Below are 25,095 nucleotides of genomic sequence, written 5' to 3'. Positions count from 1 at the left end.
CCGTAGCGATATTCGAAATTCATCATATCAAAATGCTCGCCGTTGACGTGGATGTCATGCGTAATGCCTGCATCCTTGATTTGAAACTATGTCAGAAGCCGTCCGCAAGCACGGAGTGTATTCTGGTCGAACCCGATGGCCATTTTAAGATCGAATCCGACTACATCATAAAACTCGACAAAATGGCCGGTCGGCACCCGGTATTCCTCGGCCTCAATTTCCTCTAAGGGCAATGTCACTGATACGCCGAGCGCCTTGGCCATCGTTATGACAATCTCTTTATTGAAAGGGCAGCCATCGATTGTACGAAAGTCATAGCACATCTGAAGGGTCGTCTTGTTCATTTGGGTCACCTTTGCTTAGCGGGCATTCCGCATATTGAATACAGGGTGAATCTTGGCGCTTATTGCATAGTAAAGCACACAGGTTTGGGCAGATTTCCGTGGATTGTCATCCACCTAGGGCATTTTCACGTAGATAACCTACAGCGGTGCTGTCCGACGAATGCGAAGTCGCTTCCGCGAGACACCTGAAGGTAGAGCGCATGTCAGCGGGAGTTCGAAAACATCGGGTAGAGGGTCAATCAGAAGGGCAAAATGGGCTGGCTCACGATCTGGAACCAAGCCCGCGCAAATAGCAGGATTACCGGAAATAGACTTGAAGGACCGCGCGACACCATCGGCGACGCCTACCGGGCCTTCTTTGAGAAAATCCGCTACTGCACCCCAATCAACGACAGCAACCGCGCCCGCTGGCCCATTCATCCGATTTAGCAGGCAGTGTGGGAATCATTACAACCATCAGCGCCTCCACGAGAGTATCAACAACGTCACACCCGCTGACGTCTACTTCGGTCGCGACAAAGCCATTCTACAGAAAAGGGAAAGAATCAAACGAAAGACACTCGAAATGCGACGCTTGCATCACAGACAACGCGCCGCATAATGTAACCAACCAGATGAGCCAGTCTCTCCCTTAAATTACGCAGCATTTGGACCCAAAAACTCTGCCGACGCACAGTCTACTCCGATCTTTTCCAGTATGAAACTGACCGCGACCTAGCACCTCCAAAGCTACTATGTATCCCCAAAATCACTGAGAATGCTTTCAGCATTGATGATTGCTTGTGAGATATCTGCTGTGTTGGTTCTTTTCGCCATCGCCTGCTTTCGAATTAAAGCGTAGGCTTCACGGTCATTAATTTTACGGTGCCGCATAAGAATGAACTTTGCATCGTTGACTTTCTGAACGTTTTCCAACTTATCTTTGAGAGCTTTTAAGTCCTTGCGAAACTGAAATCTCTCGCTCTGGATTTTTTGACCTAAGAGCATTGAGGTCATTACACCAGATGCCCGTATTGGTTTATTCAGGACGGAATGAGCCTTGATGTCAAATATCAATTCCAACATTGAGGGATTCTCGTATCCCACAACCGCTACAATCGTTTGTTTTTTTGAACTACTGTTGATGAATTGATTCAATTTCTCTGAATTTTGATCCGTAACATCTAAGAATACCAAATCGTATTTTTCTTGAAATGTTTTTGGCAGCGGCCACGAGTGATCGACCTGGCAGCCAATCCTGTTCACTTGCTGAATCAGGTCGTCTGCACTTTGTTCTCTAGGAAGGACCACTAGCACATGTAGATTTCGGAGGCCTTGTATCAGATCACTCATCTAGGCGCACACCTCCCGCCACGTCCAAAGATCGGAAACTTAAGTCGTAAATCGTTGGAAATACAAGATACGGATCGGGCTTTATCGCGCGGCGGACCTGCGATTGTATAATAAATTCGCCATAAGCATCGACTTTGGCTATTCTTGACTGAAGGTAGGTGTGGTTATTATCTGGATCAATTTTGATTTGTCCTTGTGGTGCGTCATAACTGGTGCCGAGCAACGCTTCCCTAAGCTTGTCTGTGTCAATTTCTCCAGTTTCTTCTAAGGCCCGAGCAAAAATGTGAACTTGGCTGTAGGCGGTTTCACAACCACTCGTGACATCCACGGTTGTGCCGAATTTTTTAGCGTATGCCTCAAGAAATTTCTGGTTCGCCGAAGACTCTATAGATCTGAAATACGGTGCAGCAGTAATGTGCCCTGCTGATGCTTCGGGACCGATAGCTGCGATTTCCCCCTCATTAGTTGTGAGACTAGCGATCGGGCAGGTCGTGCCGTCCCCACTGGCGGCCAAATAAGCTTTATAAAATTCGATGCATGACTGTCCAACTACGGTTGAGAATATCGCGTCCGGTTTGAGCCGGTTGATTTCCTTAGTCACTGCTGCGAAGTCTATTTCTTTCGCTTCAAGATCAAAATATACCTCACCGAGTACTTCTCCTCCGGCTTGGCGCACGACATTGCGCATCACTCGGTTTGATTCTCGCGGATAGATGTAGTCGGAGCCGACAAAGAATAAGCGCTTCCCATAATTTTCCATCAGATAATTTCCTAACGGAACGCTATTCTGATTAGGACATGCACCACCGTAGATGACATTTGACGAATACTCGAAGCCCTCATAGAGAGTGGGGTAAAAAAACAAAGCATTGCGGCGTTCGATGATTGGAAGAACTTCCTTGCGTGAAGAGGACGTGTAGCAGCCGAATATGATCTTTACCTTGTGTTCAGTGATTAGCTTTTCCGAAAGTTCTCCATATTTCTGGTCGACCGAACCGGGGTCATATCTAACTGGTTCAATTTTATGGCCAAGGACGCCGCCGTTCTCATTTATTTGATCTATGGCAAGAAGCGCACCATTAAGTTGCGATTTCTCGATGATCGACGTCACCCCAGTTTCGGAGAAAAGTAGTCCAATTTTCCAATTTCCCAATGAACGGATTCCTTCACAGCTGCCGGAACGAGATGATACCATCGGTGCAACGGGCCTCGATGTCGACGACATTATGACCATCGGGCAAAGAAAAACCAGTTTGTTCACCCAGAAGATACCCAGCCAGAGGAAACTCCAGAACTCGACGCATTGCGCGACGAAGATCCCGAGCCCCAAATCTCTTGTCATAACCCTCGGTGCTGATGAGGTTCTTTACTTCCTCAGATATTTTGAGCCTAAAATTATGCTTTTGGAGCCGTTTGTTAAGAAGCTTCAGCTCGACACCAACGAGCTCCGGCAAACGTTCCTTGCCGATCCAATTGAAGGTTTCGATATGGTCGATCCGATTTACCAGTTCTGGCGGAAACCGTTCTATGAGGGCTTTCATCACGATGTCGCGCGCGCTTTCTCTGCGCGGTTTCGGTTTACTCATCAGACGCCCCCAGAGTGAGCCCTGCGACACTTCGGTCTCGCCCAGTGCCATCAATTCATGAGCGCCGAGGTTTGATGATATGAAGATCAGGCTGTTTCTGAACGAGAAGGTACGCCCACCTGAAGCAACCGTAAGAATACCGTTGTCGAAGACGTTCATCAACGCAAGCACAACCTCATTGCTCGCCTTTTCCAGTTCGTCAAAAAGAACAATTCCGGGGAGGTCATGCGTCCCTTCGATTTTTTCCTGATCGAGAATTGTCGTGCCTTCCTTTGAACCAACGTAGCCAGGTGGCGCACCGGTGATCGCAGCTGCGTAATGTTCCTGCGACAGTGTGTTCATGTCCACCCGACAAAATGCGTCGGCGTCGCCGTACATGGCACGCGCAATTGTGCGGACCGTTTCGGTTTTCCCGACCCCAGTGGGCCCGCAAAACATGAGAGAGGCGAGTGGCTTTCGCGGATCTCCAATATCAGCGCGAACAACCTTGAGAATTTCCATCACTTGATTGATGGGTTCTTCCTGGCCAATAATCAACGTTCGCAATTCGTTTTCGATGTGTTGTAAGTCGAATGAAAATCGCGATTGAAGAAGTGGATTAGGGGGATCGCTGGCGGGCAAGCGATCCAAATGGCTGGCATTTTCGGAGGCAAGTGCCAAAGCCAGTTTAACTTCTCTTTGAGTTTGGTTGATCCGGTCGTTCAAGAAGGGCATCTTGTCTCCTGCCTATGGGATTTTCGGTGCGGCCCGGACTGGCCGCACCCGAGTTCTGGGTTGGTTAATCGGCCTCTTTTTCTTTCGCAGTGTTTGGCAAGGTTCCGACAGGGCAACAGGCAACGCCGATGGTCGTGCGCGTGAACGATTCTACATGCTCACGGGTTTTTTCAGCATCATTGACCCAGTTGCGATAGAACTCGAACGGGCATTCGGCCACGCCCTTGTCACCGTCACCCGATGCATGAATGCCAGTGTAACCTCGGTGCAGCAGTTTGAAGAGGTGGTTCTGCGACTGGTCATTTGCTCGCGCATCACGGATCTCGGGGATGGACAGCTGGGCGTATTGAATGCCCATGTCTTCTTCACCGCATTCGCCTAGTGTGCGCCCGTCAAATCCGATGATAGCCGAGTGACCGAAGTAGCTGTAAACGCCGTCGAAACCGGCCGCGTTGGCCACTGCGACATAGCAATTGTTGGCCCATGCCATTGCCTTAGACATTAGGACCTGCTGTTCCTTTGCGGGATACATGTAACCTTGGCAGCGTACGATTAGTTCGGCACCTTTCATCGCGCAATCGCGCCAGATTTCGGGATAGTTACCGTCGTCGCAAATGATCAGACTGATCTTAAGTCCTTTTGGGCCCTCAACAACATAGGTCTGGTCACCTGGATACCAGCCCTCGATCGGGTTCCAAGGAAGGATCTTGCGATACTTCTGAACTATTTCTCCCTTATTATTCATCAGGATAAGAGTGTTGTAAGGTGACTTTTTCGGGTGGTCCTCGTGACGCTCCCCTGTAATCGAAAAGACCCCCCAAGTATTTGCTTTGCGGCAGGCCCTCGCGAAGACTTCGGTTTCGGCACCAGGAATGACTGCCGCAGTCTCCATCATCTCATCGGGATCGTACATGATGCCCTGAGTGCTGTATTCAGGGAATACGACAAGATCCATTCCCGGTAAGCCGTGTTTCATTCCGATGACCATCTCGGCGATCTTTTCGGCATTTTCCAATACTTCGGCCTTCGTATGAAGGCGAGGCATCTTGTAGTTTACGACTGCAACACCAACTGTGGTGTCGCTACTTGAAATGTCACCATGTCTCATATTTAATTCCTTCGTTTTGTTACGTGTTGGGCGTTAGGACCGGCACTCGTGGGATTGCCAGTTATTCTTTGGCATGACTGCCGTTGGGCTTTTCCGAGTTGCAGATCAAAGCAATACGATCTCTGTCTAAAAAGATGCTCAGATCCCGTTTGGTCATGGTCCGCTTGCAAAATGCACAAAAAAAAGGCCCTCCAACGCGGCGTTGTCGCCACATTTGGAGAGCCTATTTGCTCAGTATATTCTTCAGCTCGCTGTTGAGCTTCCTAAAAGCATTCATCAGGAGTGGGAGATATGCAAGGCCTTTTTTTGAATTTCCGAAACTACCGCGAAGGATGAAGCCTTCTGTCCAACAAAATCTCAAACGGCATCATAACGCAATGCTCTCAAATCAGAACGGGCTGTTACTGATAGTAACGTCTGGTGCCGCCAATTGGCCTGACATGCGATTCTTGTTCAATTTACATTCTGCCGACGCGAACCAAGTTAGTGGAAAAAGCGGTTCAGCGCGTCACTACCCCAAAAAAAGTTTTAATTTTTCACCACATTCCGAGGGTGAATCTTAAAAAATAGGCAGATTATTAATATAAAACAGTCGAATACAGCAATGTTTAAGAAAGTTTAACTTCGCGCTTGACGGATCGACATGCCTTGTGCCAGCGTTAAAGGCAAGCAACTGAGCTTACCAACATTCTCGGCAACAAAGCCCCACCGCAAGCGCTCTTAAGAGCGATTAGCGCTGGGGCTTTTTTCGTTTTCGTATCTAGCATCCAGTTGATTTTTTTAGGGGACAGTAAATGCAAATGAGCTTCAAGTTATTGCCATCCGTTCGGCAATTATATCGCTGACAGTTTATCTCGTTCCAAAGAGGATTGGGTGAGTAAACGTTTAGCCAAAAACAAACGACTGAATTGGAAATGCATAAAATGGCGTCAAAAACTGGACTAGATCTAAACCAAGGAAGGCCGCTCCCTGCTATTGGGACAACCGAAGCCAAGTTGCAGCAACGCAAGCTTGACGCTTTGAACCGGGGCATTCACCTTATCAAGGATGCTTCCGATCTTCCATTCAGTATCCATTTGGTTGGCGTTGGCGCTGAAGGTGCCCAAGTTGTCGAGACGTTTCTGCGTGAGGCTCCGAAGGACTTGCTTGACGCGGCCGGGTCCCGGTTCACGGGGCTCGCTGTTGATATAGGCGACAAAGCCTTGAAACTCGTTCGTTCTGCAGCCGAAGACTTTCCAAAGGATAAGTCACAGATCGAAACGATTTCCCTTGACGAACCCGCGATGGAAGAGCTGCAAAACTCTCTTGCGCGGTACCCAGAGTTTCTAAATCTGGAATACCCCCTCAACCATGAGAACGCAGATGCGGCAGCTTGGCTGTCGCCCGAAACTCCGATGCGAAATGACGATGGATCCATACCGCGAGTTGTTTCGAAGGCGAGCTATGGTCGAGCGTATTATGACGGTGACCGGTCGATGTTTTCGGCGCTAAAACGGTTCGCAAAGAGCGTCGAGCAGACCGAAGGCGACTCGATCGTTTGTGTGGTTTTCGGACTTGGCGATAGTACCGGAAGCGGGATCGCGATGGATCTCTCTCGTCACCTGTCATCTAGAATGTTTGGTCGTCGCATGTTGGTGACTGGCATTGGCATCATGCCACACCGCGAGGATCTTACACCGAAACGGACATCTCAGTTACACGCAGTCTTTTCAGAGCTGGATGTGCTTTGTGATGATACCAAGAATAAAGGTGTCGAGGTATCGTGCGGCGATCTGTACAAAAACCCGTTCACGGCCGGTTTCATCGTTGTGCCACAGCCCAAGAGCCAAGGTTCTAAACATGCATTTGAGTTGACCAAGCAGCGGTTGATGGAGCTCTTTACCGAACGCCATGGCGCAAGCCTTTGGGAATCCCTGCGCCTTTTAAACTGGGTCGGCGCTCCCTCGACGCAGCATTCCGCGGCCCGGACGCCATGGGGTGCCCGTTGGATCCATTTGCTCGGATTTGGGTCAGACACTGATATTCCCGCAAATCACGGCTTGCGCGAAGAATTGGGCTTAATGGCTGACTATCAGCCTGAGTTTCTCGAACTAAGAACACCTCAAGAAACCAACGATGTGCTGACTAATGCGTGGGTTGATTTGTTAGATGAATCCTTCTCTCCCGAAGTGCCCATCAAGCAGGTACCGGGGTCAAAAGAGAATACGGTTCAATATCTGCTGCCTCGTCTAGCACTTACGGATCTAGAGGCATTCTTTGACGCGCGTACCGCCTACGATGCCGAAGATGCCAAAAGCCGCAAGGAACATCATGCCCTTCTTCTCGATCAGGGATTGCTGCTTTGTGAACCCTCAAGCGTCATTGATGGCATGGCTGGTGCAAATATTGGCACGGGCGAGCAATGGATTGCTGTTCCGCGCCACGAACTTCGTCGCGATGACATCATAGGAGCTTGAAATGCCACTTAATTGGAAAAATGTCGTCGAAAAATATGGTGAGGGATTTGAAGTTCCAACCATTCGAGGCGGTAAGACCGTATCCATCACACACGTCGATAATGATGCAATCCACATTAAGAAAGGAACAATATGGAAGGCGACATTGCAGCGTGCAAATTTGGAAAAAGGCGTCGAGTTGATCGAAACCGGCGTGATCTCGCGGGATCCAGGCCTCTTTGTCGAAGATTACATGATTTACGTTGCACATGAGCGCGCCAGTTCGGTCGCGCACATCCTTCGGGATCTAGGGTTTCTAGACAAGACAGAAACTTTCAGCATTCGCGGTTGTTAGCCTAACCGCGCAGCCCGAGTAACGCGCGCTTATTGCGAGCACACCAAGCCAGTTAGCCTGCCGCATCAAGCGGCAACTACAACCATTCATTCAACCAAAGGAGAATAACCAATGGTATCATCATCTCTCTATAATAGTGGGACAGGTATGCAGTCGCCACACTGCGTCCATACTGTCGCGATCGGCCGTACAGGAGCAGCTTACGTTGAAGCATTGCTACGTACCGGTGAAATCGAGGACTTGTTGGCAGAAGATGCCCGCGCGACCTGCGCCATTTTGTTAGTGGATATCGGCCAGCAAGATATGCAAATAGCAATCGACTATGCCAACTCCTTTAAAAAGCGCCTTCAGTCACGCGGCGTTGAAGCCGACCGCTTCAATTTTCAGGCTATCGCCTTGGATGTGCCGGAACGCGACGAGTTCTTCGAAGGCCTGAACCGTACCCGCGAATTTTTGAAGTTGGAGTATCCGCGGTATTACTGGAACCCGAACTTCGAGTCCTATGTTTCCCACACATACGAAATGCCACCTGCCGGCAGCCATTTCCCGCGCCTTGTGGCGAAGGGCATTTATGCGAACGCTTACTATGCTGGCGACCGGCCAATGGAAAAGGCACTCGACAGCTTTGTTGAGACTGTCGAGAAGGCAACGCTGCCTTCAATGATCTTGGTTCCGTTCAGTCTTGCAGGCGGAACGGGGAGCGGCATGGTGGTTGATCTGGCGCGCCATTTGTCGAATATCAAACTTGGTCGTCGCATTCCGGTTATCGGCGTCGGTCAACTTTCGCACAGCGGAGATGATGAATCAGTTCAGAACAGCGCGGGACAATATTGCGCACTGAACGAAATCGACTGCATGCTTGATGACGACAAGAACAATGGCGTGATCACCGTTTGGGGCGATCTGTACAAAAGCCCGTTCACGGGAGGCTTTTTCGTCGTCAATCCTGAACACAGCTGGCAGCGTCTTTCTTCCTATACCGAGACGGGTGAAAAAGAAGTTCGTCAAGGCTTCCGGCAGATGGTTGCCAACCGCTTCGTCGCGGACTCGTTCATGCGGTTCGCAATGCTCGATTATGGTCGGGTGCTGTTCCGGGCACTTCGTCCGGCTGGCTTCACCGGGGCTCCACATGAGACGCTTTCGTCAAAGTCGCGGAACTGGACGTTGTTTGACGTGGCCAAACTTACGCACCCAGGCGTTCAGGTTCTTCCTGGCGAGGCACAATCTCGTTGGCAGTCTGTTCTTGCGCAGTGGATCGACTTTATTCCGGACCACAGTGGCCTTCGGGACGGATTCCAAACCGACTACGCCGAAGTGCATATCCATGCGTCTCGCGACATGGGCTTCGAGAACATCGACAAGGGTATCAAGGAACTTATTTCCAGCACATACCTCCTCGAAGGGGACTCGACATATCAGTCGTATAACCACGAGTTCTTCGATGCGCTGACATCCTACGCCAATATCATTATGCCGGGTGTCGCAAAGACGGATCTGGAAGCCTTTTGGGCAAGCCAAAAGAACTACGACACGCTCGATTGGGAATCCAAGCTTCATGAACATGCTTGGCTCGTCGATATTGGTCCGATGCTTTCGGAACCTGCGATCCGCTTCGAGGGTATGGCAGGTGAATGTATCTGGGGTTGTGCATGTTGGGTTGTTGTTTCCTATGACGAAATTCGTGGCGACAAACTCCCTCCTGCCAATCGCAAGATCATCCTTGAGGAAGGGATCGCTGCGATGACGAAAACGCTCGTCAATACTCCCGGCGGGCAACCCAATAAGGCCGCTAAACAGCACGCCTAAATTCACCATTTGACCGAAACTAACCCGAGTTGCGCAGGCTGCGCAGCTCGGGCTCCTGAAAGAGATTTTTGTGATGAACGAACGCCTCGACACACATTTGATTGCGGACGAACCATATTACCGCAGCGTTGGAAATGAAGTTCAGCTTTTCGAGGCCGCAATGGCTCGTAAACTGCCGATGCTTCTCAAAGGTCCAACTGGATGCGGGAAGACGAGGTTCGTCGAGCATATGGCATGGCGGTTGAAGCTGCCGCTCGTGACGATGGCTTGCAATGAGGACATGGCTGCGTCGGATCTTGTCGGCCGCTGGTTGCTCGATGCTGACGGCACTGTTTGGCATGATGGTCCGCTGACGCAAGCAGTGCGTCACGGTGGGCTGTGCTATCTAGACGAATTCGTGGAGGCCCGGCAGGACACCACCGTCGTGATCCACCCGCTTACCGATAATCGGCGCATTCTCCCGTTAGATAAATGCGGCGAAGTTGTTAAGGCTCATCCCGATTTTAGATTGGTTGTGTCTTACAATCCTGGTTATCAGAGCGCGGCGAAAGACTTGAAACCATCGACGCGACAGCGCTTCGGAGCAATTGAATTCGGGTTTCCACAAGCCGAGACCGAGGCCGAGATCGTCATGCACGAAAGCGGTGTATCCGAAGAGGTCGCACGTGGACTTGTCTCCGTGGCGAACCAGTCGCGCAAATTGCGAGGAAGAGGTCTCGACGAGGGCATCAGTACAAGAATGCTGATCCATACCGGGGCGCTTATTGTCGAAGGGATTTCGACCCATGACGCGTGCTTGCTTGCCATGACAGCACCATTGACTGACGACATTAATCTTCAGGCCGCACTCGACGGCTTTGTAGAAGCGCAGTTTGGACCTCGGTAATGGATTTGGATCGCATTCCATATCACGTGCCAGAGTTAGAGCACCAGTTTGAGCCTTTGCGCGGTCTCAACGATCAAGCGCATGCAATACTCGTCAATGCTCTGCCAAGGTTGGCCGATTATTTTGCCAAAGAGTCGGACGCCGCTACGCTGGCTGATATCGTGGCTCAAGTCGCGCTTGAAGCCCCGCAATCCGCGATTGTGTTTGCCGAACGTGTTTGTGTCCAACCTGAGATGCTGGAAGATCTGATTGGCCTGCGCCGTTGGGTGTTCCACGGCCTCAAACAGCGAAGCGACAGCGACCGCATGTTGCAAAACTTCAAATCGAACGACCCAACGGCCTTTTCAGATCAACTAGCGCTAAATTCTTCGACACATTTCCGAGGACAGATCGAAGCATTGCTACATTACTTTGTAGGGTTTGGCCTTGATGAACTATCAATCGACCTGCACGAGCCTGTTGATTTGGGCGGGCCGCAGCCGTCAACGACAATCAGCGAAACGACGATGCAATTTCCGCGCATTATCACGGACAAGCAAACGGAGTCGTGCGAACTCCTGTATCGAGCCATGGTCGCCCACGCCGCCGCCCATCTATGTTTCTCACCCCGCAAGCGCCCTATCGGGAACCGTCGCCCAAATCTCGTTGCCCTTATCGCGGTCATCGAAGATGCGCGGGTCGAACGCCTGATGGTTCAAGAGTATCCGGGACTGCATGCCTTGTGGGACAAGTTTTACGATGCGTCTAAGAAGACCTCGGGCTTCGATCTGGCTGGGCTGATGGCGCGGTTGGCACGCGCTTTGCATGACCCTAGCTATGAGGACCCCAACCCATGGGTGAACCAAGGAAGAGAGCTGTTTGAGGAAGCCGCAACTAAGGATCTGACCGATTTTTCCTTGTTTGATCGCCTTGCCAAAGAGCTAACGCTTCAAGTCGGCCAAATGCACCTTCAGTTGAAACCGGACCACCAGCCGTCACCCATTTACCGCGACGACAATGCCTTGCTTTGGGGGCCTAACGAAGCACTGCCCGAAGACGAAACCCTTGAGCCAGAGACCGACGAGATTGAGTTCCGGCCCGCCGAAGAAGTCCCGGCAGAGCAGGACTTTTCAGGTATCGACCTTCGCGCGCGTTTTCATTATCCGGAATGGGATCATAAGCTTCAGGAATTGCGCGAAGATTGGACGACCGTCATTGAAGACGGCTTTGATCGGGAGCGCACGAAACTGTCTGCCGCAAATCCCAAGCGTGGCTTGCGCGTGGTCCATCGGGGCGCAAAACAGACCCCTGATCGTTCGGTCCGATTAAAGCGTCTGCCCGAGGGCGATGATCTTGACCTAAATGCAGTAATCGATAACGCGGTTGAGCAGCGTGCCGGCATCGCACCTGACGGGCGCATTTTTACCCGCCATGGCAGACGGCCAAAATCAACTGCGACGATTGTGTTGATGGATCTATCTGTTTCCACGGAAAAATTCGTTCCCGGAAGTTTTACCCGAGTAATCGACTTGGAAAAGCAAGCCGCGATTACTGTCGCCGAAGAAATGGAGTCCGAAAGTAACCGTGTTGCTGTTCACGGTTTTGCCTCCAACGGACGGCACGAGGTCAATTACTATTGTGTCAAAGATATCGACGAGGCTTTCGACAACGCCAGTCGCCAGCGCCTTGAGCGTCTGACAAGCAATTTGTCGACGCGGATGGGTGCCGCGCTGCGCCACGCGACGACGCACTTGGATCAGCAGATGTCAGATAATAAGGTCATCTTGCTGCTAACCGATGGCGAGCCATCCGACGTCGATGTCATTGAAGATGATTACCTGACTGAAGACGCTCATAACGCCGTCGTTGCGGCTTCAGCTAAGAATATTCGCACTTTCTGCCTGACACTTGATCGCCGCGCAGACGGCTATGTACAGCGGATTTTCGGAGACAGAAGTTTCTTCATTTCCGATCAAGCTTCGACGTTTTCCGATAACGCTAGAACGGTCTTAGCGCGAGTCCTCGCACCATGACGTTGAGTTTCAAAAGAATAAATCATGCGAGAATCCGGCAAGTAGAAAAACCAGAAACTGACCTTCAGGAGTAGAATTAAGATGTCCGAAATAACCAAGCCGTCAGAGATAAACAATATACACATAATCGGGGTTGGCCGAACTGGAGGCGCATACATCGAAGCGCTGCTTAGAACTGGGGAGGTTGAAGATAACCTCGCCCTTGAGGGGGCAACGCTGTCAGGTCTTCTTGTCGATATCGGTGAAGACGATGTGCAAATTCCGAATGATTATGCGCGGTCCTTGAAAGCCCGTCTGGCTGAACGAGGGATTCCAACCGAAAGATATCACTACGAGTCGTTAAATCTGGAATTGCCCGAGCTCACCGAATTCACGAAAAAATTGAAGAAGGTACGCAAACCGTATGAGTCCGATGGTGGATCGGGCTTGATATCCGACTTTCCAGACAGTTTCACGATGCCAAAATTGAAAGGGCATATTCCGCGCGCAATTGCAAAGGCTGCCGGAGCGTTCGGTCTATATCTGGATGAAAAGCCTTTGGCAGGCGCATTGGAGCGTTTCGCCGCGACTGCTAAAAAATGTAAAAACAATTCCACTGTTATCGTGGCTTTCAGCCTTGCAGGTGGCACCGGTAGCGGAATTGCATTTGATATCGCTCGGAAATTGAAAGCAATGGATCTTGGTGACTCTGTCAAGATCATCGGGGTTTCACAATTGAGCCACAGCGGCGACGGTGAATATGAAAACAGCGTGGCGCAAACACTGACGCTTGAGGATATTGATGGTTTTGCCAGTGGTTCCCCGGACAACAACCCGTTTCCCGATGGATGTTTCATTGTTTCGAGTGAACATAGCTGGCAACGTCTTTCGGCCTATACCTCGACTGGCGTCAGGGCGGTTAGGCAGCACTTTAAACAATTAGTAACGAACCGCTTTGTCTCAGATTCTTTCATGCGTTGGGCTCTTCAGGACGGCTCGATCCATCTGGAAAGCGCTCTTGGCAAAAAAACCGAGGGTGAGTGTCTGATGCTCAACGTCGCAAAGCTTAGCCATCCAGGCGTTCAGGTTCTCCCGGGTGAGCCGCGCTCGCGTTGGGATAATGTTCTTCAGCAATGGGTCAATTTTGTACCCCAATATTCTGGCTTGGTTGACGGATATTCCACGGAAAGTATCGATGCGCATTTATATTGTGCCCGCTACATGGACATGGATCTAGTTGACGAAGAATTGAAATCTCTTCTGGTTTCGAACTTCCTTGGCGCAAAGAAAGATAACTACACCTCATACCAAAACGAATTCTTCGATGAGCTTACCGCTTATGCCAACCTCATCTTTTCCGGCGTGAAAAAGGAAGACTTAAGCGCATATTCTTTAGGGAAAGCGAAAATGGAAGATCTGAATAAAGAAAGCATTCGAATGGAGGCAACGTAAACGACGAACCACACGCTTCTCCCCCCTCACGACCACTCGGTGTTGCCAACAAAATTTGGCTACACCTTTCCAATCTATCAACATGAAACCCGGCCCTAACATATTGGGCCAAAAGGAGAATCTAAAATGACAACTCAAACTCTTAACAAAACAATGGCCAAGCAGAACACTCTTTTGGCACCCCTTTTCTGTATAGCACTTGGCTTCGCCACCATCTTCGTCGCAGGTCACGTGCAGGCCAGCGCCCTACATGATGCGGCGCACGACGTACGTCACGCCACTGGCTTCCCGTGCCACTGATATGCAGCTAACGCGAGTTCTTGTCAGCGCGATGTTCGCTGGAGTTGCAACAGGGCTGATTGCCGCCCTGTTGCAACTCATATTCGTACAGCCAGTTCTTCTGCATGCCGAACTCTACGAGTCTGGCGAACTGGTCCACTTTGGAAGTGCAGCGGTATCGGCGAATCCTGAGTTGCCTGGGTTTGACGCATTGCGCGACGGAATGAGCATTCTATTCGCCGCGCTCGTATACACTGGTTATGCTTTGATGTTGGTCGGGCTGATGTCGACTGCGGAACAGAACGGCCATGAGATCACCCCTAGAAACGGGATGTTCTGGGGCCTTTCTGGCTTCATTGTGTTTCATTTCGCGCCGGGGATATCACTCGCTCCCGAGGTTCCGGGTGTGGCATCTGCGGATCTGGGGCTACGCCAGATCTGGTGGTTTTCGACCGTCATCTCTGCCGGTTTAGCAATGTGGCTCCTCGCTTTTGGAAAGAGCAGCGTCGCATATGGAATTGCGGCCGTTCTATTGATGGCGCCGCATGTGATTGGTGCCCCCATGCCGTCCACCTTTACAGGTCCTGTACCAACCGAGATCGGGTCGCTCTTTGCGGCAAGGGCCTTTGGTGTTGGCATGGCGTCATGGATCATCCTAGGGGTCTGCGCCGGTTACTTCTGGAATACCGAAGGCGCCAGACAAGCCGCAATCGCGTGAAAAAATGCGGCCCCCGCTGAAACCCAGGTGGGGGTCCCCAACAAGGAGATGAAAACGAATGAACCGTATACTTGCAATATTTGTCATTGGACTGGGGCTTGGAGGTGGGATTGGTTTTCTTACGGCCGCGTCGAGCGGCGTCGCGCTTACTGGTCACGATTACGGCGCCCACGATCACGCGGGGACTGCCGAGGGAATGGAGCACCAGAATCACGACGAAATGGTTGAAGTGGCTCTTGATAGTGCCCCAACACTTTCGGTCGAATTGATCGAAGATCCCATGTCAGGCTGGAACCTGCACGTCCTTACCGAGGACTTCCAGTTTACGCCAGAAAACGCCGGTGCGACCCACGTAATGAACGAAGGGCATGCGCATGTTTATGTCGACGGCGTCAAGATCGCCCGCCTTTACGGAAACTGGATGCACATTGCTGCATTGCCCGACGCGGCAGAAGTGTTGGTGACGTTGAATACAAATGACCATCAAACTTACGGTGTTGATGGCAAAGCAATCAGCGTGGCGGTTGTTGCATCCTCTGCCCCGTGAAGTTTAACGCAAAACTGGCAACCTCGTTTGGAGGCATTCGCGTAGGCGCCCGCAGACATGAGCATCGACGATCCAACCCTTGCGGGTGTTCAAATACACCCGACATGTGGCTGCGATGTCATCGGCATCTTTGAGAAGGTCGATACCGGAAAAGACATAGGATGCGCGCCCGTCTCCTTGCAAACCTATGGAGACAGGCGCAATACAGGATCCGATACAGCCGGCGAATTCCACATTAACCTGATCGGCCAACCCAGCTCGTCTCAAGGCGTCATTCAGGGTATCGCCCTCAACTTTGCGACTCCGTTCGCCTTGGCAGGTGGAGCAGATCAGAATTCGGGCACTTCGATTTTCATATTCTGACAACTGATGTAAATCCTTGTTTCTTCTTTTGGATCTTAAAAAATGCCTGAAGCAAATCTACGTTAGAGGTCCGCGAATAGCCGCCTGCAGCGGAAGACACGCATTGTTTAGATTTGAAACGTAATCGCATATTTGCGGCCCAGAGTTCTTGGATAGCGGACCGATTGTTTGGTACAAGACTGTGTTTTTATCGACTACCTCCCGACGACCTCGCGCTCTGGGCGCACAATCTTTACAAACGTGTAAAACTGCGCCGCCAGAGGGCATCTATTTTGAACGGCATTCCCCTAGAGCAGCCTGAAACCCTAGGGAAATAACAATTTCTCAATGAAGAGTTCCGGGTGGAATGGACAATGCAAGTCTATCGACTTTCTTGCCCTTGATGACATGCGATCTCAGGATCTCAGCCACATCTTCCTCGTTTTCGAATTTATACCAAACACCTTCGGGATAAATAACCATGGCCGGCCCGTATTCACACACGTTTAAGCAACCAGCGTGGTTAATGCGGATGCGCTGCACTCCCAGTGTCATGCCAAGGCGGCACATATAATCACAGAGTTGCTTACTGGATTTTGCACCACACGAGCCGCGGCGATGGGTTTTAGGCCGCTCGTTGACACAGCAGAATACGTGCACGAGGTACACTGGTTCATCACCGTCCGAAACATTGCCAGACTTTGCATCGTTGATTGTTTCATTAGACATCTGTTTCGCCTAACTCACAACACATTCGGCAAAGCCTCTAACAAAATCTGCCCGATTGAGGTTCTTACCAATCACGACAAATTGGGATGAGCGGGTTTCATCTTCGGCCCAAAGACGCTCAGGGCGCATTGTGGTCAGCATCCGTACGCTCTGGAAGACAATGCGTTCCTGGAAACCACGGGCATGGAAAATCCCTTTGGTACGATAAAGGTCATTGCCCAAGTTCTGCGCGATGTCATTGAGCCAAAGGTTGAAGCGGTTCAGGTCGATCGGTCGGCTTTCCTCGATAATGAAAGATCCTACTTCGTCGTCATGTTCGTGATCGTGATCCTCCAGAAACTTTGGGTCCACTTCAAGTTTCTGAACAAGATCGAAGGCGCCGATACCAATCACGTGTTCAAGATCGATTTCGGCATTGGTCGTGTAGTGAATAAGCGCCAACGGATTGAGCGCGCGAACCTTGGCCTCGATCTGTTCCAGAACGCTAGGCTCAACCAAGTCTACTTTGTTGATTAGCACAACATCGCTGAAGGCGACCTGTTCGACCGCTTCGTGGCTTTGTTCCAAGTTTATCATCAGGTTCACGGCGTCGACGACAGTGACAAAAGCATCAAGCTGAATGGCGCTCTTCACTTCATCCGCGACGAAAAAGGTAGAGGCAACCGGCGCCGGGTCCGCAAGGCCTGTCGTCTCAATAAGGATTCCGTCAAGATCGCCAGCGCGGCCCTGAAGGTCCTTGAGTGTTTCGATAAGATCCCCGCGCACGGTACAGCAGAGGCAACCGTTATTGAACTCGACGAGTTCGGCCTGATCGTCTTGGACCACGAGTTGACCGTCGATATTAATCTCGCCGAATTCGTTTACGATCACTGCGATTTTCTTGCCGTGCTCCTTGTGCAAAATATGGTTTACCAAGGTGGTCTTGCCCGACCCAAGGAAACCGGTGATCACGGTGGCCGGAATTCGTGCGTTCGGAGATTGAGCTACTGACATTGAGTATTCCTTTGCTATTGGGGGGCTCTACGGCGGCACTTTCCTTGCAGTGCTCCGAGGTAGTTAAGTTTGGGTAGAGGATGCACACCTTTATGTTAGCCATCTTAAGGCTGAAAATGTGCTCAAAATTATGCTTGTCCGATGGCCGGTCCACCTTTTCTCGTGACATGGGTGTGCATCGCGAACCATGTCGTAAAACACAAAAAAACGCCCCACGCTTTTATCCCACCTTTGTGAGTGCGTAGAGGCGTCAATGCCAAATTGATTTGTGCAGCCCAGTTGCTACAAGGAGATTAAACACGACTTTGATTGCATCAGTCAAGTCCTCTGACATCGATTTCTGCGCGGACTGAGTGTGCCAATGCGATTTATGCATTGTCATAGCGTTCTTCACACCATCCACCAGCCCAAGCGGATCGGCCTGTAGATAGGTCAGCCAATCTTTGTCTGACGCGGGACTATGGACGACTTCTTGCAAACACAGAACTTCGGGCGCGGCGCCGTCGACAGAAGGCAGTAGGTCTTTGAAGCTTCCCACCCTAGCCATCGAGGCACATAACTTGCATCAGCTTGGTCTTGTCACGCTTACGTTCGACCCGCCACTGATTGAGCGCATGAACGAGGTGCGCGCACGCATTCAGGCCGAAGCAGATATCCACGCCGAGGCCCTGCGGGAGCAAAAAGAAGAACAAGAGCGCTGGCAGCGCGAAGAGCACAGTTTCCTTTTGCGGAACCGCGCCTCTCGCGAAGCCAAGCGACAAGGAAGTGCCAATGGTGCCGCCTGTCGCGGCGTCTTCCTCTGACAACACTGTCGAAAATCATGGCACCGGCCAACAACTTGCCTAAATTATTGATTTTATTGAAAGATAGGAGCAGTGTGCGCGAATGGGCATTCCAGTTGGAGAATGTCGAATAAGGATTTTTACATGCGTCACTTTCTATTCGCGGCTTTGGCTTCACTTATTCTTGTTCCCACGGCGCAAGCCGCGGATCTAAGTGCGACTGTACTCACGGCCGACAAGCCCATCGCAAATGGATTTTTCGGACTTTCTGTTGGGATTTCTGGTACAACGGCAATCATTGCTGGGGCGAATACTGATAAATCCGTCTACCTATTTGATACCATAACCGGAAAGCAGACGGGCAAACTCACCAATAAGGAAATCACCGCGAATGACAGTTACGGAATTCCTGTTGGAATTTCAGGTACTATAGCCATAGTCGGGGCATCCGGAAACGATCATGGTGCCGCCTACCTATTTGACACGACCACTGGAAAACAGACAGTCAAGCTTACCCCGACTGACTCTGTCAAAGGGGATGGCTTTGGCCTTTCCGTCTCGATCTCTGGCACAACGGCCATTGTTGGAGCCCCTTTAAGCGCTAACGGCGCGGCCTATCTATTTGACGCGACGACTGGCAGGCAGACGGCCAAACTCACTGCGGTCGACCCAAACAATGGCGGTACATTGGGGTTCTTCGGTGGTGAAGTCAGAATTTCTGGGACCACAGCCATCATTATGTCTGGCGACGCCATATATTTGTTCGATACCGTAACTGGAAAGCAAACAGCCAAGTTAACTGGTAAAGATACAGCTAAGGACGATTTATTTGGGTCGTCTGTCTCCATCTCGGGCACCAGCGCTGTCGTTGGCGGCGTGGAGAAAAAACACGGCGTAGCCTATTTGTACGACACGATCACGGGAAAACAGGTGGCTAAAGTCACGGCTGAGACGTCCTCAGTTCCGGACTCACTCTCGTCCAAGGTTACGATTTCTGGAACCACGGTCGCCATTACTACCTTTGGCCCGACAACACAAAATGGCGCGGTCTATCTTTTCGACACCCTATCGGGCGAGCAGGTTGGAACGTTTACAGACATCGATGCTCTGAAGGACGGAGCTTATGGCGGTTCCGTCGCGATGTCTGGCAGCACCGTCCTCATTGGAGCCAAAAATAGCAATACAAACAGCCTCGTAAAAAGCGGCGCGGTTTATCTCTACCATAGACAATAAGTCCCTTCTTTTTTGAAAGGGGATACACGCAGACACTGGTGATGCGGATATAGTAGAGGAAACGGCGTATGAGGGGCCTCAAATTAGCCTGTCTATCTATTGCAGGATTGGTCGCGGCTTTTGTGTTGCACGTGCCAGTGCTCACTGTCTATTCGAACCTCAGCACGTCTTCGGACCTGCGCGCATACCCGTCTCTTTCCCAAGGCGTGAAAAGCCAAAATTACGAGATCGAGAGGCTTGTCCATGGGGCAAGCGAGATTTGGTTTGACCATCAGGCAAACAACTATCTGATCATCGCGGATCTGATAAAAGGTGGGAAAGTTGAATACTCAGGTCGTTTCATCGTCACCGTTGGCGAAGATGGTCATTTCATCGAACACCGACGGGTGACCAGTACTGACCCGCTTCCTGATTTTGATGCCGATCCACGCTTTTCTATGCTCAACACCACACCTGAGCGGATGTATGTTCCGAGCTATCGTTTTGACGCCCTCGAGGGGCAGCTTGATTTGGTCAAATATCAATTTACGGCGTTCAGTGAGTGGCCATATTTTTACTATTTTATTCCCGTCATACCCTTTGATTGGACAGGCATCGGCTACTTCAACCTGAAGCATCAGGGGGAAACGCTTTCTTTCCAATTGCCAACCAATTTCTACGGTGGGCCTTTGTATACGACGTCAAATATTGACGGACAGCTTTATGTAGCGCGCCGCGAAAAGGATGCATTAGGTGTAGGCTTTTTAGAGGTCGCAGAGAGTAGTTATACCCACAGCATGGATGGCGGCGAGACACATCGAGAGGCCTACGGCCTCCATGTTATTCGTCCTCGTCGTCACTGAGGCTGCGGCAACCGAAAGCACACATATCCCTCGGAGCGATCGCAGTGCCCGACGTCCTTTCTTAGCATTGAATGCAGATGGCTAAAGCGATAATCAAAACATTTCAAACGGTTATTCTGTATTTCAAACTCTCAGACCTCTACTTAGGGAGCCAATGTTATGGCTAGGGTTCCAACTTCACGTGTCGACAAACTGCTGTCATCTATGGGCTACGGGTCGCGCAAACAAATCGCACACATGGCCAAGCTCGGCGGTATCACTCTCGACACGGCCCCTCTTTTGGACGTCACCAAACGTATTCCTGTCACTCCAGATTTGCCGACGCGCATGACGATATGTGGCGCGGCTCTCGATCCTCTTGCGCAGATGGTTATGCCCGCAACAAGTAAGTCACCATATACACTTCACAACTGCCCATTGCATCAAGACCGAAATTTAATTGTTGCCGACTTTCGATCAGGCTTGGGGTCTTGATTTGAATGGCCCATTGCACACGCACACCAGAGCCTTGGGTCATTTGATCAAGGGTGCCAACCCACGAGTTCGCACCGGTTTTGGTCCAGTCAAACTGTGGTGCCATGCGTTGGGGTGTAAAGGTCGGATCAATGGTGCCTTGCACCGCACTCATTGACATTGCTGAAGCCTGCGCACGCAACGGCGCTTCCAGCGCTTTCGGGCAACCATCAAAGGTTTGTTCCGTCATGTCGCCGATCCAATTGCCTGCAAGTGGCTTGATTTGCGCGGCGTTCATTGAGTCACCTTCTTGGAAGCGGCGCTCTTCCTCTTCATCGAATTCCATATCGTCGTCATCATCGGCCTGTGCTGCACGGGGGTCTTCTTCGACGTCGGCTTGGTTGTCTCGTTCTTCGTCCGCGTCAAACTCCATCTCGTCGGGGTCTTCGTTCTCGCCATGAGTGACATAGGGGGCGCCGGTCCCTCCGTGGCGTCTGTTAATTTCTTCGGGCGTCAGGGTTGTCCATACTACGGATTTGCCATCTTCCAGCACAACACCTGTCGTTCCGGCAGGACGCTCCCCTTCAATAAGGATTGCAGCAGCATCGACGGTGACGTTGCTTTCGTGCTGGACCACACCGCTGCCGTCTTTTTGAACAACAAAAACATCTACGGTTTCAGCGAATGCTGGGCCTGCACATAGGGCAGTTGTCAGGAGTAAGCGTTTCATTTGGAAGTTCCCGTCAGTTTGTTTAACAGTGCGTCGATAGCCTCTTGGTCCAGCGGCTCGCCGACGGACTGCACGGACAATCCGCGCCGGATGATATCGATATCGGCGATAAGTTTCGGATCTTTGGTCGCCGCGTGGCATAATGCGCCCGCAATCACGTCATAGCAGGGGCCAATATTTGCACTGCGGTTCGGATCGTTAAGTGTCGCGTAGAACACACCATCAGGCGTCATTGTTGCCATATCAAAAGCGATTTCCCAGTTCCGCGAACGCTGTGCTTTTTGCGCCCCCCACCCAATTGGTAGAGTGAAGTTGACCGAATAATCGGGTTCAAACATGTCGCAATCTTCACCAGCCGAACAATAGTAGGCGGCGTCGATTGGCAACGTATCGCCTTCGCCGACGGTGCGCAGGATAATAGCATTATTGGCGCGTGAACTGCGCGAGACGGTGATCATGTCGGTTCCAGTTAATGGGCCTGCGGTTGCCGTGACCTCGTATGTGCCCTGCACGCGTTGTGCATGGTTCAATCCGGTTTCAGTGCGCATCTGATCAAAATTCCCAGCGGTATAGAGGGATAGGTCCCACTCCACAGGCCCTGCAATCTTAGCGCCCTGTTCATTATAAGCGTTGAAATAACTAACCACGGGGGCCGTATCGATATCGGCAAGATCATCGGACCGCATCACCATAACGTCGAGCGTAATGCCAGAACGCTGCGCGATCATGTCCGTGGGCGCACGCCACAGGTTCCCATCGCGTTTGAGCTCAACAGTTTGGGTTCCGGTGTCGCTTACAAAGGTCAAAGTGCGGGTGTTATCGTCGACAAGACCCAAGCCTGATGTGCCGAACGATCCTTGTGGGCCAAGGTTCCATTCCTCGGGCGCTTCGATCACGAAATCGCCTTCGGCAAAATCTGTCCCTTGTTCATGGGCAACTTGGAATCTGGCGAGCGGCACGTTCATAACATCATTGCGTGCCATCAAGACCCAATTCCCGTGCAGTTCTCCTACGGGGGTCAGTGGACCTTCTTCGCCGCCCATGGCCTCAGCTTCCTCTGCAAGACCGTCGGTGTCTGGGTTGGCCGCAGTTGGGGCGGCTTCGGTTTGTGGAAACGGCACACCAACGGCGATCGTCCCCATTGAAGTGGTCTGGAATTCAAAGTTGTTCACATATTCAGAGATATAGACCAGTTCATACAGGCCCAGCTCTGTCGGCGCAGGCAGCTTGAAACCGTCTTCTGTTGCAAGGGATGAAACGCGATGTCGGCTGACGACATCATCACCCTGCATGAACCGAAACTGGTCGTAAGTGTCTGATGACCCCGCCCAATATGCATCCAACACGCCAGCGGGTTCGACCTCGCGCGCACCTTGCCAGACCGGATCAATCGCAGACGCAAAGCTGATCGGGATGCGAGCGTATTGCGTGCCGTCCGTTCCCGTAGGAACAAGATCGTAATCACCCAGCGCCACACCAGATGGAATTTCAGCGGTGATATATATGCCAGCAGTGGGCGACAGATTATCAATCTTCACAGCCTGCGCCGGATCGGTGCTGCCGGATGGATAAAGATAAAGCGGATAAAAACTGCCCCGATCAACGCCGGTCGTGTTTTTAATGAGGATTATATTTGAGCGCTTGTTGTCCAGAACGGGGAACTGGCCCTCGCGCCAGATCACATAGTCGGCCTCGGCACCCGATACCACAAGGTCGATGAATTCGGTCTGGTCAGTTACGTCAACCAGCGTTTCATCTGACACACCCAAACCTTCGACCCGCATGGTGATTTCACCAAATGGAAGCTCGATCAACAATCCGGGATGGGAAGCTGTGTCGTCAGTCAGTGTGCCCAATTCAATGTCATTGCCGTAAATCGTAATGTCCTCCGGCAAAGAGAGCGCCCTAGAGTCCATTTTGACCCTGATCGTGATGGTCTGAAAATCCTGACCGCGCAATTCTTCAGGTGCTTTAACGGCCGTTGCCTGCACGACCCCTTTCATGGCATCCGCCAATTCACTCGCATCAGCCGCGTCGAAATACTGACCTCCTGTTGCAGACGCGAGACACTGCAGCTGCGCTTTGTCTCTCTCGGCAATATCAAATCCGATGACATGGGCCGTAAAATCAAGGCCAAGCGCTTCCAGTTTAGCACCCATTGCGCATGGATCAGCCTCACAGGTTTCAACACCATCGGACAGCAGAACAACGGTTGCCGCTTCTTCTGTAAATTTCAGAACTTCCGCGGCCTGCATGACAGCCGCTGACAATGGCGTTTTCCCGCGTGGCTGAAGCCCTGCGACCAGTGACGCGATATCCGCGCCCGCGTCCGGCAGGGCCAGCAGCTCGATATCGGAACAATCCCCCTTGCGGCGGTGCCCGTATGCGATAAGGCCCGCGCGGGTCGTGTTTGCCTCCCAATCATCCAGAAGCCCATCAAACGCATCACGCGCGATTTCAACTTTGGCGACGCCATCAACCTGACCCCACATGGACCCCGACATATCAAACACGACCATGACATCACGGTTTGTGGTTTGGGCGGTCCCCACACCCGCCGCAGAAAGAAAAATAAGCAGCGACAAAAGGAAACGCATAAAAAATCCTATCGAAAGTTCGGCATGTGCCAGTGTTTAAGCGATTATCGACAGAGTGGATCAGCCGTGCCCGTTTACACAAGATAAGGAAATCCTTATGTTTCAAATGAGGGGAAGCTTATGTCACTAATCCGATCGCTCGCGGATACGATGGACGCGGGCAGCACGCCACTGCAGATATGGAAGTCCGCAATTGAATGCTTGCCGCAGTTTGGTTTGTCCAAAGTCATATTCATGGACCTTTCACAGCGCGACACGCCTTTGATTTTGACGAATGCATGTGATACCTGGGCTAACAGGTATCGCCATGCTGTATTGGCAGGATTGGACCCGTTTGCACGAAACTGCCTGACAGGCACCACAACGCAAACGACCGGCATCGGGCATTTTGAAGACCATGAGCACCTCACGCAAGTGGAGCTAGATCAAATCGCACAGGGCAGTGCGTCGCTGGGGGTCCGAACCGGGATGTCGGTGACGATCCGGCCTGACATAAATGGGGCTGGCGTTGGCCTGAATTTGATGACCGACTATAATCGGGCTGATTTTTCCCAGTTACGCGCCGAGCATGAAGACACTTGGCGGGCTTGGTGCCAGTTGCTTTATGCAGGATTGAACGCTCAATCGGCAAAAAACCAACCGCTTACCCTGACCAAAAAACAACTTGATTGCCTGGCCTATTTTTCTGACGGTCTTAGAACGTCAGAAGTGGCTTATAAGATGGGGCTTTCCGAAAGCACAGTAGAACTGCATGTCCGCAATGCAAGATTGAGCTTAAACGCCAGAACCCGTGACCAAGCGGTGGCGATCGCGGTAAGGGCTAAATTTATTTAGCGGCAAT

Annotated in this window: 25 protein-coding genes and 1 pseudogene; 15 read left to right on the top strand and 11 right to left on the bottom strand. The window is 51.4% G+C overall.

The features are described 5' to 3' along the window. Positions 1–86: 86 nt before the first annotated feature. Positions 87–344: a hypothetical protein gene (locus RC74_RS12445; RefSeq protein WP_062628254.1), complete on the bottom strand. Its 258-nt coding sequence runs from the start codon at positions 342–344 to the stop codon at positions 87–89. Between the two features lie 252 nt (positions 345–596). On the opposite strand from RC74_RS12445, the gene RC74_RS22515 reads away from it, so the two are divergent. Continuing rightward, positions 597–773, top strand: coding sequence for a hypothetical protein (locus tag RC74_RS22515; RefSeq protein ID WP_169798701.1), 177 nt, complete (start codon positions 597–599; stop codon positions 771–773). A gap of 16 nt (positions 774–789) precedes the next feature. After that, positions 790–945, top strand: a pseudogene (locus RC74_RS22220) (IS3 family transposase); the annotation flags it as partial. A 131-nt stretch (positions 946–1,076) separates the two neighbouring features. Here the strand turns inward: RC74_RS22220 and RC74_RS12435 are convergent. From RC74_RS12435 to RC74_RS12420, 4 genes are all read right to left on the bottom strand, one after another. Further along, entirely contained in the window at positions 1,077–1,676 is a 600-nt protein-coding gene (locus RC74_RS12435) for an ANTAR domain-containing response regulator (protein ID WP_039000085.1), read from the bottom strand. Beyond that, positions 1,669–2,829, bottom strand: a complete 1,161-nt coding sequence (locus tag RC74_RS12430) for a transporter substrate-binding domain-containing protein (RefSeq protein ID WP_039000087.1) — start codon at positions 2,827–2,829, stop codon at positions 1,669–1,671. The genes RC74_RS12435 and RC74_RS12430 overlap by 8 nt, the downstream gene beginning before the upstream one ends. 13 nt (positions 2,830–2,842) lie before the next feature. After that, positions 2,843–3,976 (bottom strand): AAA family ATPase, encoded by a 1,134-nt coding sequence (locus RC74_RS12425; protein ID WP_082802281.1) that lies wholly within the window; start codon positions 3,974–3,976, stop codon positions 2,843–2,845. A 64-nt stretch (positions 3,977–4,040) separates the two neighbouring features. Then, entirely contained in the window at positions 4,041–5,084 is a 1,044-nt protein-coding gene (locus RC74_RS12420) for an aliphatic amidase (RefSeq protein WP_039000088.1), read from the bottom strand. Positions 5,085–6,007: 923 nt separating this feature from the next. On the opposite strand from RC74_RS12420, the gene RC74_RS12415 reads away from it, so the two are divergent. From RC74_RS12415 to RC74_RS12375, 9 genes are all read left to right on the top strand, one after another. Beyond that, complete coding sequence (locus RC74_RS12415; protein WP_052274572.1) at positions 6,008–7,540, top strand: FtsZ/tubulin family protein; 1,533 nt, start codon at positions 6,008–6,010, stop codon at positions 7,538–7,540. Position 7,541: 1 nt separating this feature from the next. After that, positions 7,542–7,874, top strand: a complete 333-nt coding sequence (locus RC74_RS12410) for a hypothetical protein (protein WP_039000089.1) — start codon at positions 7,542–7,544, stop codon at positions 7,872–7,874. Between the two features lie 111 nt (positions 7,875–7,985). Next, entirely contained in the window at positions 7,986–9,680 is a 1,695-nt protein-coding gene (locus RC74_RS12405) for an FtsZ/tubulin family protein (protein WP_052274573.1), read from the top strand. 73 nt (positions 9,681–9,753) lie between these two features. After that, the gene (locus RC74_RS12400) at positions 9,754–10,566 is read left to right on the top strand and encodes a CbbQ/NirQ/NorQ/GpvN family protein (RefSeq protein ID WP_039000090.1); all 813 of its coding nucleotides are present in this window, start codon (positions 9,754–9,756) and stop codon (positions 10,564–10,566) included. Continuing rightward, complete coding sequence (locus RC74_RS12395; RefSeq protein ID WP_039000091.1) at positions 10,566–12,578, top strand: nitric oxide reductase activation protein NorD; 2,013 nt, start codon at positions 10,566–10,568, stop codon at positions 12,576–12,578. Before RC74_RS12400 ends, RC74_RS12395 begins: the two co-directional genes overlap by 1 nt. Positions 12,579–12,659: 81 nt before the next feature. Further along, on the top strand, positions 12,660–14,009 hold the full coding sequence (locus RC74_RS12390) for a tubulin-like doman-containing protein (protein WP_052274574.1): 1,350 nt from the start codon (positions 12,660–12,662) through the stop codon (positions 14,007–14,009). Positions 14,010–14,135: 126 nt separating this feature from the next. Continuing rightward, a complete protein-coding gene (locus tag RC74_RS12385; RefSeq protein WP_039000092.1) occupies positions 14,136–14,309 on the top strand; it encodes a CbtB domain-containing protein in 174 nt (57 codons plus the stop codon). 1 nt (position 14,310) lies between these two features. Next, complete coding sequence (locus RC74_RS12380; protein ID WP_039000093.1) at positions 14,311–15,006, top strand: CbtA family protein; 696 nt, start codon at positions 14,311–14,313, stop codon at positions 15,004–15,006. Between the two features lie 58 nt (positions 15,007–15,064). Further along, complete coding sequence (locus RC74_RS12375) at positions 15,065–15,553, top strand: hypothetical protein (protein WP_039000094.1); 489 nt, start codon at positions 15,065–15,067, stop codon at positions 15,551–15,553. A gap of 3 nt (positions 15,554–15,556) precedes the next feature. Here the strand turns inward: RC74_RS12375 and RC74_RS21775 are convergent, their stop codons facing one another. From RC74_RS21775 to RC74_RS12355, 4 genes are all read right to left on the bottom strand, one after another. Continuing rightward, positions 15,557–15,919 (bottom strand): DUF1636 family protein, encoded by a 363-nt coding sequence (locus tag RC74_RS21775; protein ID WP_156477467.1) that lies wholly within the window; start codon positions 15,917–15,919, stop codon positions 15,557–15,559. Between the two features lie 321 nt (positions 15,920–16,240). Continuing rightward, positions 16,241–16,624 (bottom strand): (2Fe-2S) ferredoxin domain-containing protein, encoded by a 384-nt coding sequence (locus tag RC74_RS12365; protein WP_052274575.1) that lies wholly within the window; start codon positions 16,622–16,624, stop codon positions 16,241–16,243. A 9-nt stretch (positions 16,625–16,633) separates the two neighbouring features. Continuing rightward, a complete protein-coding gene (locus tag RC74_RS12360) occupies positions 16,634–17,617 on the bottom strand; it encodes a CobW family GTP-binding protein (protein ID WP_039000096.1) in 984 nt (327 codons plus the stop codon). Between the two features lie 250 nt (positions 17,618–17,867). Continuing rightward, positions 17,868–18,164 (bottom strand): hypothetical protein, encoded by a 297-nt coding sequence (locus tag RC74_RS12355; protein ID WP_062628253.1) that lies wholly within the window; start codon positions 18,162–18,164, stop codon positions 17,868–17,870. A gap of 13 nt (positions 18,165–18,177) precedes the next feature. Here RC74_RS12355 and RC74_RS12350 point away from each other — a divergent pair, with 13 nt between their 5' ends. The 3 genes from RC74_RS12350 (at position 18,178) to RC74_RS12340 (ending at position 20,474) form a co-directional block, all read left to right on the top strand. Further along, positions 18,178–18,420 carry a hypothetical protein gene (locus tag RC74_RS12350; protein ID WP_062628252.1) on the top strand — a complete coding sequence of 81 codons (243 nt, stop codon included), beginning with the start codon at positions 18,178–18,180 and terminating at the stop codon, positions 18,418–18,420. A 123-nt stretch (positions 18,421–18,543) separates the two neighbouring features. Then, the gene (locus RC74_RS12345) at positions 18,544–19,632 is read left to right on the top strand and encodes a hypothetical protein (RefSeq protein ID WP_169798738.1); all 1,089 of its coding nucleotides are present in this window, start codon (positions 18,544–18,546) and stop codon (positions 19,630–19,632) included. 68 nt (positions 19,633–19,700) lie between these two features. Continuing rightward, positions 19,701–20,474: a hypothetical protein gene (locus RC74_RS12340; RefSeq protein WP_062628251.1), complete on the top strand. Its 774-nt coding sequence runs from the start codon at positions 19,701–19,703 to the stop codon at positions 20,472–20,474. Between the two features lie 370 nt (positions 20,475–20,844). Here RC74_RS12340 and RC74_RS12335 read toward each other — a convergent pair whose 3' ends face one another. Both RC74_RS12335 and RC74_RS12330 read right to left on the bottom strand, forming a co-directional pair. Continuing rightward, on the bottom strand, positions 20,845–21,657 hold the full coding sequence (locus RC74_RS12335) for a hypothetical protein (RefSeq protein WP_039002957.1): 813 nt from the start codon (positions 21,655–21,657) through the stop codon (positions 20,845–20,847). Then, a complete protein-coding gene (locus tag RC74_RS12330; RefSeq protein WP_052274909.1) occupies positions 21,654–24,254 on the bottom strand; it encodes a vWA domain-containing protein in 2,601 nt (866 codons plus the stop codon). Before RC74_RS12330 ends, RC74_RS12335 begins: the two co-directional genes overlap by 4 nt. A 120-nt stretch (positions 24,255–24,374) precedes the next feature. On the opposite strand from RC74_RS12330, the gene RC74_RS12325 reads away from it, so the two are divergent. After that, on the top strand, positions 24,375–25,088 hold the full coding sequence (locus tag RC74_RS12325; RefSeq protein WP_052274910.1) for a helix-turn-helix transcriptional regulator: 714 nt from the start codon (positions 24,375–24,377) through the stop codon (positions 25,086–25,088). Positions 25,089–25,095 lie beyond the last annotated feature (7 nt).

It is taken from the genome of Falsihalocynthiibacter arcticus (assembly GCF_000812665.2).
GTDB classification, from domain to species: Bacteria; Pseudomonadota; Alphaproteobacteria; order Rhodobacterales; family Rhodobacteraceae; genus Falsihalocynthiibacter; species Falsihalocynthiibacter arcticus.
The sequence above is the reverse complement of the archived record's forward strand: the minus strand, read 5'-3'. Positions and strand labels throughout refer to the sequence as shown.